This window comes from Acinetobacter sp. ANC 4648 (genome assembly GCF_002135345.1).
GTDB lineage: Bacteria > Pseudomonadota > Gammaproteobacteria > Pseudomonadales > Moraxellaceae > Acinetobacter.
The window spans coordinates 13,265-25,749 of the sequence record NZ_NEGI01000002.1 but is presented as its reverse complement, the minus strand read 5'-3'; the positions used below and the strand labels follow the sequence as shown (position 1 = coordinate 25,749).

The 12,485-nt window shown below is 31.3% G+C and carries 10 protein-coding genes; 8 read left to right on the top strand and 2 right to left on the bottom strand.

What is annotated here, in order from left to right; all coding sequences use genetic code 11:
* Positions 1–46: 46 nt before the first annotated feature.
* The gene (locus B9T27_RS14830) at positions 47–199 is read right to left on the bottom strand and encodes a hypothetical protein (RefSeq protein WP_171263318.1); all 153 of its coding nucleotides are present in this window, start codon (positions 197–199) and stop codon (positions 47–49) included.
* A gap of 449 nt (positions 200–648) precedes the next feature.
* On the opposite strand from B9T27_RS14830, the gene B9T27_RS03260 reads away from it, so the two are divergent.
* The 5 genes from B9T27_RS03260 (at position 649) to B9T27_RS03240 (ending at position 6,018) form a co-directional block, all read left to right on the top strand.
* Complete coding sequence (locus tag B9T27_RS03260; RefSeq protein ID WP_086205933.1) at positions 649–2,028, top strand: AAA family ATPase; 1,380 nt, start codon at positions 649–651, stop codon at positions 2,026–2,028.
* On the top strand, positions 2,021–2,929 hold the full coding sequence (locus tag B9T27_RS03255; RefSeq protein WP_086205436.1) for a DUF4435 domain-containing protein: 909 nt from the start codon (positions 2,021–2,023) through the stop codon (positions 2,927–2,929). The genes B9T27_RS03260 and B9T27_RS03255 overlap by 8 nt, the downstream gene beginning before the upstream one ends.
* A gap of 126 nt (positions 2,930–3,055) precedes the next feature.
* Positions 3,056–4,144 carry a hypothetical protein gene (locus tag B9T27_RS03250; protein WP_086205435.1) on the top strand — a complete coding sequence of 363 codons (1,089 nt, stop codon included), beginning with the start codon at positions 3,056–3,058 and terminating at the stop codon, positions 4,142–4,144.
* Positions 4,134–5,327, top strand: a complete 1,194-nt coding sequence (locus B9T27_RS03245; RefSeq protein WP_086205434.1) for a hypothetical protein — start codon at positions 4,134–4,136, stop codon at positions 5,325–5,327. Before B9T27_RS03250 ends, B9T27_RS03245 begins: the two co-directional genes overlap by 11 nt.
* A complete protein-coding gene (locus B9T27_RS03240; RefSeq protein WP_143222558.1) occupies positions 5,308–6,018 on the top strand; it encodes a hypothetical protein in 711 nt (236 codons plus the stop codon). Before B9T27_RS03245 ends, B9T27_RS03240 begins: the two co-directional genes overlap by 20 nt.
* Before the next feature lie 139 nt (positions 6,019–6,157).
* On the opposite strand, the gene B9T27_RS03235 is transcribed toward B9T27_RS03240, so the two are convergent.
* The gene (locus tag B9T27_RS03235) at positions 6,158–7,429 is read right to left on the bottom strand and encodes a hypothetical protein (RefSeq protein ID WP_086205432.1); all 1,272 of its coding nucleotides are present in this window, start codon (positions 7,427–7,429) and stop codon (positions 6,158–6,160) included.
* Between B9T27_RS03235 and B9T27_RS03230 the strand changes: the two genes are divergently transcribed.
* The 3 genes from B9T27_RS03230 (at position 7,429) to B9T27_RS03220 (ending at position 11,389) form a co-directional block, all read left to right on the top strand.
* A complete protein-coding gene (locus tag B9T27_RS03230; RefSeq protein ID WP_228146135.1) occupies positions 7,429–8,187 on the top strand; it encodes a hypothetical protein in 759 nt (252 codons plus the stop codon). The two genes, B9T27_RS03235 and B9T27_RS03230, sit on opposite strands and share 1 nt — an antisense overlap.
* Entirely contained in the window at positions 8,184–9,242 is a 1,059-nt protein-coding gene (locus tag B9T27_RS03225) for a phage portal protein (protein WP_086205431.1), read from the top strand. Before B9T27_RS03230 ends, B9T27_RS03225 begins: the two co-directional genes overlap by 4 nt.
* 152 nt (positions 9,243–9,394) lie before the next feature.
* Positions 9,395–11,389, top strand: a complete 1,995-nt coding sequence (locus B9T27_RS03220) for an AAA family ATPase (RefSeq protein WP_171263317.1) — start codon at positions 9,395–9,397, stop codon at positions 11,387–11,389.
* Positions 11,390–12,485: the final 1,096 nt, after the last annotated feature.

The following is a 12,485-nucleotide window of genomic DNA, read 5'->3' as shown; positions in this document are numbered from 1 at the left end:
TTTCAGTGCCTAGTTCGGTTTGAATATAGATTTTTCTAGGCATGACTTAACCTCGCTTTTTAGAACGAAGAAATTTTAAAATTTGAATACTGAGCTTTTGAGGTTTGGCAAAGTCAGACGCATGTAAGCGTTGAATGCAGAGGGTCTCTAGGTTTTTATACGCAGGTGCTGAATGCACACTTTTGTTTTGAGTGTTCATGGTCGTTTTCTCAGTGACAAGTTATAAAACCTGACAACATCCTTCCTACGGGATGGTGGCAGACTAAGCAGGGTGTAGGAATACCGTTCACTGAGTACGGCCAGCACAAGGCTGCCCTGCCTAGCCTACCGTAAGGACTGACTAAACAGTTGGCAAAAAAAATGCCGCATAAGCGACTTTGTTTTGCGCTCAGTGATGATAAAACAGGTTCCTACGCCTGTTCACAGTTTCGCTGTGATGTTTGCAATATAACGGTGATTTTTTTTGAAGTCAACTAATGTAGAAAATTTCATTCTTTTATATCTCTAATACTTAATTCTATTTGTATATAGAAGAAAGTGTCATTTTGATACAATGCTTTGGCTCATAGTGAGCTAATGGATCGGGTCATGTTGAGACGATGCATGGGGGCAAGCAGACTTTTAGTTTTAATAAATTTGAGGTGGAATATGAAAGATGAAAAAAATGAAATTATAAGTATTAAGGTTAACAATCTATATGGGTTTTTAAACCATAGTATTCAATTAAGAGAGGATGGATCCACTATTATTTATGGTCCAAATGGATCAGGAAAAACAACTTTTTTAAAAATTATATATGCACTATTTGACAAAAATTTTGAAAGTTTATTTGCTTTTGAATTTGAGTCAATTGAAATAGGGTACGCAGAGGGAGATGTACTTAAAATTGATAAACTTGAAGTAGAGGGTTCAAATGAACTATCTGCTATGGCAGCTCGTTCTGAATTAGTTAGAGATTTACCAGAGAATTTAAAAAAAAGAAATGGTTTTTCCACAAAATTTATTTTTTATATTTGGATTGATGATGGGTTCCAAGAGGTTATCTCATTATTTCAATATGAAATTTTAGGTTTTTTAAAGAAAAGTAGTTGGATATTTGAATCATTTTTTCTCAAAGAAAAATTCAAAAAGACATTTGAAATTGATAATGACGATGATAAAGCTGAAAAAAAGAAAATTTTTGATGAACTTTTAGAACGTTATATAAATCATCATGATTTTTATTTTATTGATATTAATAGAACTATCAATATAGATGTATTAAAAAGAGATGATAAAGATTTAACTGATTTATATAAGGTTAAAAGCTATGCAAATGAACTTTCTAACATTATAAAATACGCTGTAGCAAAATCTGAAGAAACAACTGAAAAAAGTAATAAATCATTCCCTCAAAGAATGATTGAGTCTTTCAGATCACAGGATACCAAAGAAGTTAACGAAGTAGATATCAGGAACAAATATGAAAAGACTCAAAAAGAAATTGATAAAATAATAAAAATGGGACTTTTATTTAGGGAGAATAACATTTCACTTCCTGATGAAGATGTAATGCTTAGTGATAATGAGCTAACTGTACTTTCAATTTATTTGTCTGATTTAAATAGAAAAATTGAACTTTATACGGATATAGTTAATAAAATTGAAGTTTTTAAAGATATCGTAGGGAAAAAGATTAGAAATAAGACGATGCATATTAATATGGATAAGGGATTTTATTTTAGATCGAAGTTTACAAATCCAGAGGAAGATTTAAAATTAGACCTACTGTCTTCAGGTGAGCAACATCAAATTTCGTTGTTCTATCAGTTAATATTTTTAGCCCAAAACTCTACATTCTTTTTAATTGATGAGCCAGAGATCTCGTTACATGTTGATTGGCAGAGAGGATTTCTTAATGGTCTACAAAAAATATCAAAAATTAGAAATCATAGATTTTTGATAGCGACACACTCACCACAAATTATTAATGGAAATTTAGATTTGTGTGAACCCATGGATATGGGTGAGGATTACGAAAATGAGTAAGCATAATGCATCCTTACCCTTAAATACTGATAATGATCTTATTGCGGAGCAAGGGGTTCAAACATTAGATAAAACACCTTTAATTGTTTTAGAAGGAGGAAATGACACTAAATTTTTCAGATATATGTTTCGTGAAATTCAATTTAGCCCTAAGACTGAAGTTAAGAAGGGATGGGAGGGAGTATATAATTTTGTTGAAAAATGGAATAAAAAATTAGATGTTGGTGAGTTAAAGAAAAAACACAATAAAGTAATAGGTGTTATAGATAGAGATTATCATGACTATTCTAATAAAATTTTTTTCCCGAATAATATAATTAAAACTGATTATCGAGATTTAGAAATAGTTTTATTTGAATCAGATACAGCTTTAAATCGTATTTTAATTAATTATGGCAGAGATCCCACTAGCTACCCAGTAAAAAGTAATAATGATATTGATTTGGATTTAGTTCGTTCAATAATTTATGAAAAGTCTATGGCTTTAAGCAAAATTAGATATTTTAAAGTGGTAAGTCAGATAGAAAATTTTGGTATTAATTGTATTACAGATGAAGGAAAAGGGTTTGAAAACTTCTTTTGTCATAAAACATTTAATCTAGATGAAAAAAAATTAGCTTCATTACTTTGTCAAAGAAATAGGCAAGTAAAAGAAGAAACAATTTTAAGTTGGATTAATACAAAAGTTGAAATTGATCCTAAGCTGCTGTGTAGAGGACATGACATTATTTCAATTTTAGCCAGGTCATTTAGAAAATATTTTAATAACCTAGGAGCTCAGCTAACTTCTTCAGAGGATATTGAAAAAGAGTTATTGTTAGCATTTCCATTTAATGAGTTTAAAGAGCTAACTTATGTTCAGGAGCTCCTGAACCAGCTAGAAATTAAACCTTCTATATAATATTGATTCTACGGCTATAAATTTTATAGAAGAAATTTATAGTCTTTTTCTTAGATATTAACTATTCCATTAACATTGTTAAAATGCTATATATTGTACATATCATTATGAATAAAAAGATATTTTATGGCTGAAACGGTTAATACGAGTGTAATTGCGCCAAAAGCAGCATCACAAATTTTTGATTTCTTTAAGTGGAATTTCAGAAAAATAGGACCTGCTGATACAAATTATGATTGTATCTTTCCTGAAGAGCATAGCTCTTTAAAAAAAGATGGTGAAGAATTAAAAAAACATACTCATCCAACAGATGCTGTTTTTTACTATGCCGATCCATACTTTCATAAGAATATTTACTTTAATGTTGATTTCAAAAGCTATAGCGATACATCTATTTCTTTACCTAAAGTAAGAAATGCTGTTAATTCGATGGCTAGATCAATTCAATGTGCTCGAAATAGTTCAGAATGGTCAACTCGATTTATGGTCAAAGAACCATTTGAAGTTAGAGGTTTTTTATTTGCATACAATCATGATAATAGCTTTGAAAAGAATTTTTATAGCTTTTTTAATGTCTATGATGATTTTGCCGAAGCAGATGATAAAAAAGGGAAAATTAACCCATCTAGTTTGAAACTAGCCAAAGGACAAAAAATTCATATTGCAGATCCAGAACTTATTCATTATTGGCAAACAGTTGTGATTAATGCGAAACAGGATATTACAGATAAAAAGATGGGGGGTCATTATTTTTTCCATTATCCACAATTAGTTGAATTTAGAAATAATAATAATAAATTTGATAATCCTGCAACTATCGAAATGCTGTCAGGTCCATTCATTATAATTGGTTACGATGAGATAAATAAATTCGATGAAAATATAAATAAAATAATACGCCTTAATGGAAAAGGGTATTTTATTTATTATAGAGAAAAAGGTGCAACCTATGAAGAATTTATATATTTACTTGATTTTTTAGATAAATTTCAGTTAATAGAAGAGGGAGTTCCGATAAAAATCAAATTTGCTAATAAAAAAGCAAATGAATTGGCAATATCAAATTTTAATAATGCAAAAGATCGTTTCCAGAATGATGTTTGGGGTAAACGTTCTAGTATTTTTGATTTAATTAGTGCCGAGTTTTGTGAATTATTTAAACAGGAATTCTCAACAGAACAAATTGGATGGGAGCGAGCTGAAAGTGAAGCGTGATTCAGTATTTAATCCAAATGATCATGAAGTGTATGCAGCACTCACTAATCATAAAGTCAGTAAAATAGAACTTGCTAAACTCTTTTTGAAGAGAGGAATTATTATTTCTCCTAAAGATGAAAAAGATAAATCAGCACGATATTTTTCTTCTTTTTTCTTGAGTTATTTTGATCTACAGGATATCCATGACTGTGTATCTTCAGCATCAAATAGACGAGAAATGTTGAGAACTAATGGATTTCAATCAGAGTCGAAAATTAATATTAGTGAGGTTATTGAGACTTTAAATACATTCAAAGAGTCGAAAGAATCAACAACTGAAGGTGAGGGAAAACTGACTGTTGATTCTGTAAAAGTGACTCAACAAGGTGATGATATTTTAGTTAATTTTTCTTATTCATCTTTTAATTGGGGAAACTCAGAGTTCACAAGACGAGTAAACAAAAGAACGGCTTTTCGTTTAAGAAAGATTGATGATAAAACTTTATATCTTGACACTGGTACAAATGAAGAGGCTAAACAATGGTCTGCAGAACTATCAGAACTCTTAGAAACTAGTAATGCGTTAGTAAAAGATGATGAAATAAACCTGCTTGGTGTTACGAGTCAAAAAAGTAAAAGAACATTCTTTGATCGCTTAACTAAGGAAATAGATGGATATGAGCTCGCTGATGTCATAAAAGTTGATGTGATAAAACCAAACGATGAAGGTGATGACCCTGAAGCAGAAAAACCTGGCTATAAAATCAAAAGTGCTAAGTTTCATGGAGAAGGATTGATGCAATCCAAAGAACTTGATGAACTTATATCTCAAGGCTTTCATCTTTATAGAATATCTTGGGAATGTACTCAAACAAGCTCATTGGACCTTGACTTATATCAGTTTGAAGCAAGATTCAATGATACTGAAAATTGTAGCGGTTTTGAATATATTGTAAAAGGTTTCAAAAGGCATACAAATAACGGCTATACTTCCAAACCTACTAGCTTATCTAGTTCTGAAGAAATTAGTATCAATACTAAGCTATTCCAAGCTGCTAATAAAATTCTTGGAACTTTAAGTATTCCACCTATAAATACACCAGACTCAATAGAATTAGAGTGTAATGCAGAAATTAATGTAAGTTCGGAGTTGACAGTATTAACTGAAGATAATCACTTACGTGATGGCCCTATCGCCTAGAGATAAGACTATGTTGAGATTGAATATTTATCGCATCCACTTACCAGTAGCTTTAGATACTTTTATTCGTGGTTTAGTGAAATATAAAACTAACTCTGTTGCAGATCATGGAATTAGGAATCGTAGTTTTGATAACGATGAATATAGCGGAGTCTTTTTTCAAAAAGTTATTGTAAAAACGAGAAGTTTTGATAATTTGGATGGTGATCAACCTCTTCATTATGAATACTATCAGAGTTTTGAATTTGAAGTTATAAATAGACAAGATCATATATATTTGATTGTTTACGATGCCCCAAAATCAGTAAAAAAACTTTTGAATGTGATTGCTGATATTGCAGGGGTAGGGTTCTATTTCTTTGATGATTTGTTAAATCTTGAAAGTATTGCTTACAATAAAACAGGTTTTGTAGATTTTAAAGTCGTTAAAGCTAAAATTACAAATATATCGATCTTAAATAAATCGATTGCTTCAATGGAAATACAATCAATTAATAATGCTGTCAAAGATTTTGATGAGTTTTCTAATGATGAGAATAGAAAGATTGTTAAAATCAAAGTACGATATTATTTAGGTGGGATAGTAAATAATATTGAAATTTCTAATAAAGGTAATTTTATTATTGATAGTGATACTTTTGATAGAAATGAATTAAACGTACTCATAGATAAATTTTATATATTTTCTTAATAAATTATTTTTTTTTAATCAGATTCAAACTCTATTTGACTTGTCAAACCGCCACTTTTAGAAAAACTATGAGTGGCTTTTTCTACAATTCATTTCAATTGATCGTTTTTCATACTCATATCACTTTACACTTAAGTCTCTAGACTAAACCCACAGCAGGATTTATTAACGTTCCCACTTGAAAAGGTACAAAGTTATATGACCCATTCGACGGTGTATTTTGAGTACAATAAAACCTCATAGCATTAATGGCAGGGGCTTGTACAAATCCAAAATTATAAATTGACAATGATGTTCCGTACAAGTCAAAACATGAAGTTAAGCCGACGTTTGCTGTACTAACAGCTGTTGTAACAAACCAATCTTTGTTACCAATAGCAAAAATCGGATCGGTATTAGCTGTGATTTGTGAAGACAAACTTATCATGCCTTTCATCCACATCTCACCATTGATATTGGCTATTTTTAATGTTGTGTTTGGTAGGCTAACTCTTGCGTTAAATGTAGCAATGGTTTTGACGTCAATCCAATTGACGGGCTTATTTGCACTAGAATTAGCTTTAATTTGAGCCTGTAATTTACCTAACATTTGAGCTAGGGTATCTGAAGCTGAAATCGCTACATTTGTGCCTTCTACATAAGCTGAATGCACAACATCAAATATTTTATTCTGACCAGTTAAACTACTAAACAGTCCAGATAAAGCCACAGGCGCAACGTCACCACTCTGTAAAGCTGTGTTTGCCTTTAAGCCTTGTGCTGCTGTCGCTGCACCTATACTTTGTACCGTAATTTGAGCAATTAGTATTGCTGCTGTTCCTGACTCCTCAGCGTTAATATTGGTTCGAGCATTAAACTTTTGTAATACAGTTAAAGCTTGATTTGCAATATCAAAGCGAACACGATTTGCAACGGTATAATCTAATGCTTCTAATAAATTTTCATTGTCTTTAAGTGCTGTGCTGATTTCTTGAATTGCGTTAATGATTGATTGATCACCGTTCACAAGATTAGCGATTTGCTCTTGTACATAGACTTGATTGGCTTTGGTATCGATTAATGTCGTAAGTAATGAAATGGCAGTGAGATCTGCTTTGTTTAACAGTGTTAGTCGGTTTTCTTCAACTTTGATTTGCGTTTTTTCTAATTCAGATTGGTCTGCTTTTTTAGTCAAATTGAGCTGATTTACTTCAGCTAAAATTTGCACCGGTTTAATTTGGTTTTCTAATTGAGTTTTTACTGTTTCAGCAGAACCCAAAGGATCAGCAGAAACATCTAAAGCAGATAAAACAACATGTCCCGTTTTTTCATTGACAGACTTGACTGCACCGCCAGTATTGAGAAGTAAAACAGTACCTAAATCGACATTTAAAATGATATCGGGATTTGTAATTTTGTGATTGATTGGCATTGGGCTATTCGACCAAAATGGATCGTGATGACTTGCTTGCCGAGTATGGTGATGAAGAATTTGCCAATTTATTTGATTGTGATTTTATTGATGATTCAGGTTCTTATTTTCCACTCAAAGATATCATTCCAAACATGGTGGATTCATGGGAGATTTGGAACGATTTTAATCCAAATGAAACACCGCATTATAAAGGTGAAGTATGGATTGGTTATGATCCATCGTTTACAGGTGACAATGCAGCACTTGCAGTCATTGCTCCACCGCAAACGCCTTTATCTCCGTATCGAATATTAGAAGTAAAACAGTTCAAAGGGCAGACTGCTCAAGAACAAGCACTGTATATCAAAAAAGTTTGTGGACGTTACAACGTCACTTTTATTGGAATTGATAACACTGGCAATGGCCTTGCTGTTTCTGAATATGTGTCTAAGTTTTTCCCTGCACTGACCAGACTGAACTATAACCCTGAATTAAAAATTCGTATGGGGCTTAGAGCCAAAGAGCTATTTCAAAAAAGGCGACTCAATTTCGATGCCGGTCTAACAACGGTCGCTAAAGCCTTCCTTTCGATTAAAAAAGCCATGACCAGTGGTGGTGGTAATAAAACTTTGGTAACAAGTCGCTCTGCTGAAAATGGGCATGGTGATTTGGCTTGGGCAATTATGAATGGTTTAGAAAGAGCACCGATTGTCGATATTACCGATCCATCTCAACAAGGCGCAACACGTAGCCGAATCAGAGTATTTAATTCATGAATATAAAATCAATGCTATCTCAGCAGTTGGATCGGTTTGGTTTGTTGCCAACACAACAAACAGCAGCTGCTTCAACCAGTAAAATTATATGTAAGAATTTTGGCGAAGCTGAACCTGTATTGGATGGGCATGCTTTGTTTGAATATGGCTATTGTCCAAAATGGCAAGATTGGTACGAGCTTCCATACGATATGTTGGCCACCGCTAAATTGTTTCGGGCAACGAGTCACCACACCAGTGCTTTAATTGTGAAGCGTAATATTTTGACGAGTGATTACATTCCTCATCCGCTATTAAGTCGGCATGAATTTAATGCTTTGGCTTTGAATCTTTTAACCTTTGCCAATTGTTATGTACATGTGAAACGTAATCGGTTCGGTGGCATTGTGGGTCTTGGATCTAGACCTGCATTAAATATGCGTCGTGGTTTGGACTTATCCAGTTATTATCAACTTGATTGGGATCAAACCAATAATCATCAATTTGCACCACAAGATATGATTCATGTTTATGAATCTGATATTGGGCAAGAAGTTTATGGTGTGCCTAATTATTTAAGCAGTATTAATGCGATTTTATTGAATGAAGCTGCAACGCTATTCCGTCGTCGTTATTATAAAAATGGGGCACATGCAGGTTTTATTTTACATATGACTGATGCGCTACAGACTCAGTCAGATGTCGATGATTTAGAGGATTCTCTTGAGAACTCAAAAGGGGCAGGGAACTTTAAAAATCTATTGATCTACACACCTGGTGGTACGAAAGATGGTGTTAAAGTTATTCCCCTCGCTGAAGTTGCAGCCAAAGATGAATTTTATAATATTAAAATTGCCAGTCGTGATGATCAACTCGCAGGGCATCGCATACCACCGCAATTGATTGGTGTGGTACCACAAAATGCAGGGGGCTTTGGTGATGTCGAAAAGGCTGCAAAAGTTTTTTATTACAATGAAATTGTGTATTACCAAAACCTACTGAAACAGGTCAATGAAAGGTTAGGGATTGACGTCATAAAATTCAAAAATTATGAGCTTTTATCTCTAGGTGTTTAGTCAAATTATTTATATGTAGAAAATTTTGGCATAAAAAAGCCCAACATCCTGTTGGGTTTTTTTACGTATTTGGTGCTTAGGTTATATACATATTTTGTTAATAGTGTATAAATAAAATAATTAAAATTTATGAAAAAATTGAGGTTAATGTTTTGATTTTAGGAATATTTTTACGTCATATAAAAACATACAAAGGGATTAATTTTATTCCTTTAAGTGATGGTAATAGTTTTTGTGGATTAGTTGGAGATAATGGCATTGGGAAAAGCACAATTCTTGAATCATTAGATACCATTTTTAACAACAGAGATTGGAATATTAATATTGAGCATAAATCTAAAACAAAGGATAACCTTCCCTATATTTTACCTATATTTTGTATAGAGAAATCAAAGTTAGATAATGATTTAGATCATACTGATATTTTAAATATAGTTAATAAAGCTACACGAGAAATAACAATTCCTGAATTTCCATCAAGATCAAAAGAAGTCAGTACAAGAGTTTTTGATCACATAGCTAGATTTTTAGTTAATGCAGATGAAAATGACAAATATTATTTAATTCCCTTAGGAGTGAAAGAAGATCGCAGTTTATCTTTTGGTATTTTTGAAAGATTTATTCATCAAAGATTAAAAGATAATTACCTCTTAGGAGATGATAATTCTGATGATGAAAATTTTTTTGAGCCTATTTATAAAATTCTGTCAGAAATTTGGGAGAAAATTTTAGGACTTTATAATTATATTTACATTCCCAAAGAGTTAAGTGCCGAAGATTTTACTAAATTGCATAATAAAGAATTCCAGATATTGATGGGTAAAACTCTTACTGAAACTTTAGATACTTTCATTCCACAAAATTTTGTGCAAAAAATAAATGATAACTTAGATCAAATTATTACAGCAATTACAGAAGACTTAGATTTCTATACATATAGAACAATTCATACTCGGCAACAAAAACTAAAAAAAGCAGATATATATCAATTAATAACAGATGCATATTTTGGTATAAGACATATCCATCAACGATTTAACACTGATAGTTGGATTCCTATCAGTAAACTTAGTTCTGGAGAAAAACAGAAAGCAATTCTAAATATTGCTCATACTTTATTAATAAAAAAACAAAGTTCTAACAAAGATAAATATGTGATATTAGGATTTGATGAACCAGAGTCATCATTACATATATCAGCATGTTTTGATGTATTTCAACAACTATATGATACTAGTAAATATTGTAATCAGTTAATTTTTACAACTCATTGGTATGGCTTTTTACCTGCGGTTATTGATGGTAATACCGTTATTATTTCAAGAAATGATAACCAAGATCATCAGTTTGATTTCATTAACATTTATAAATATCGAGAAGAAACAAAACAAGCTCAAGAAAAGTCAGGGAAAAATAATAAACTTCCTTCAAGTATAAAACTTAAAAGTGTTAATGATTTGGTCCAATCTATAATATGTGGAAGTATGGGAGAAGAACCATTTAATTGGATAATTTGTGAAGGATCTTCTGAAAAAGTATATTTTAATTACTTCTTTAGTGATTTAATTGAAAATAATAGACTAAGAATATTGCCTGTTGGATCTTATAAAGAAGTAAAGCGTTTGTATAACCATCTGTCTATAGCATTTCAAGAGTTTAAGGATGAAATAACAGGTAAAGTATATTTACTTTGTGACACAGATAAAGATTTAGATAATAAATATACTCCTCTACAAGAAAACCAACATCCCAATTTGAGATATAGAAGATTTGTAAATAATACAAGAAATGGAACAACTCGGCTAGAAGTTATTAATACATCTGTTGCTAGTGATCCTACAGAACTTGAAGATGTTTTAAATGCTAAAACATTTGTTAAGACATTAGAACAATTTAAAGATGATTTTCCTAAAGAGTTGAAACTATTAGAACCCGATATTTATGAAGTTTTTGAGGAAAATGAATTTTTACCTTCAGCTTGGGCATTTAGTCTTTCTCCTCCAAATAGAATTAAATTGATGAAATTTTTTGATACTAATAAGGGAGAAATGAAAGTTCAATTTGCAAAAAAATATATTCAAAATGTAGACGATATAAATGAACTACCTTGGATAAATGATATTAAAAAATTTTTAATTTCAACATGAAAATGAACTTCATCATTTGCAATTAGGTGAATAGCTAAAATTTTGGCAAACACTTTATAGTTTTTTTAAAATTAACATAATACATCTTATGCAAAGTCAAAATGGGAGCTTAGGCTCCCATTTTTTTCAATTTTTTTTAAACTTAATTTTCTTAAAGTTCAATTTGAAATTTCAATAATTGAACAGCTAAGCTAAACGCAGTCTCCTCTCCCACCTGCCTATTTACTAAATGTCTCGTTTTTGATGCATGCAAAAATCAAGTGTAAAGCTTATGTTTTAAAGGCTTTCAAGCATTTTGATGAATTAATTTTGATGCAAAGTGATGCGATTTGATGCAAAAGGAAAGGGCATTGAACTATGTGAGGTATTTTACTGTTTTTATAAGTCTAAAAATAAAAGTTCAATTTAGGTTACTAAGCTTTAAAGTGGTATATAAGTTATTAATATATAATAAAATAGTTGGTAACCTTTATAAGGTTACTTCGGGTTACCAAGTCAATCAAGAAATCATTTAATTATTAATAATCATAAGGTTAATAGGTTACTATTGGTAACCTAAAAAACGGGTTACTGGTAACTCGAAAGTAACCTAAAAGTAACTTTTATAAATAGTATATAACTTTAATATATTCATATAGATAACTGTATAAAATAATATTGGTAACTAAAGTAACCTGTTTTTTTTATGATGTGAAATTTTCGACTACAAAAATATAGTTATAAAGGATTTGTTCTAACCTTCGAATTTATTTGCATAATAAATGCTGACGTGCTTATTAAATCTACTGAATGTAGGCTGTTATATAGGCGAAAAACAAAATATTTGCTCAAATAATGTTTGATTGCCTGTGATATTAAATTGAGTAAATACGACTGGAATGCGACAGGGAAAGATTAAGTTATTGATATTATTTTAGTTGCATTACCCTTGACATCGTAGAGGTCAGCAGTTCGAGTCTGCTTATACCTACCAAGATTCGTTGAGAAATCAACATATTAAAGCCCACTATTTTAAGTGGGTTTTTTTTCGGGGTATTTTCGGGGAATTAATTGTTTCCTAATGTGGATAAACCCTACTTTAAATTTAAAATATACT

Bases quoted from the DNA above. Each gene is read 5' to 3' on its own strand.
- B9T27_RS03260 (WP_086205933.1), top strand. From the start codon at position 649: ATGAAAGATGAAAAAAATGAAATTATAAGTATTAAGGTTAACAATCTA.
- B9T27_RS03225 (WP_086205431.1), top strand. From the start codon at position 8,184: ATGAATATAAAATCAATGCTATCTCAGCAGTTGGATCGGTTTGGTTTG.
- B9T27_RS03235 (WP_086205432.1), bottom strand. From the start codon at position 7,429: ATGCCAATCAATCACAAAATTACAAATCCCGATATCATTTTAAATGTC.
- B9T27_RS14830 (WP_171263318.1), bottom strand. From the start codon at position 199: ATGAACACTCAAAACAAAAGTGTGCATTCAGCACCTGCGTATAAAAAC.
- B9T27_RS03250 (WP_086205435.1), top strand. From the start codon at position 3,056: ATGGCTGAAACGGTTAATACGAGTGTAATTGCGCCAAAAGCAGCATCA.
- B9T27_RS03255 (WP_086205436.1), top strand. From the start codon at position 2,021: ATGAGTAAGCATAATGCATCCTTACCCTTAAATACTGATAATGATCTT.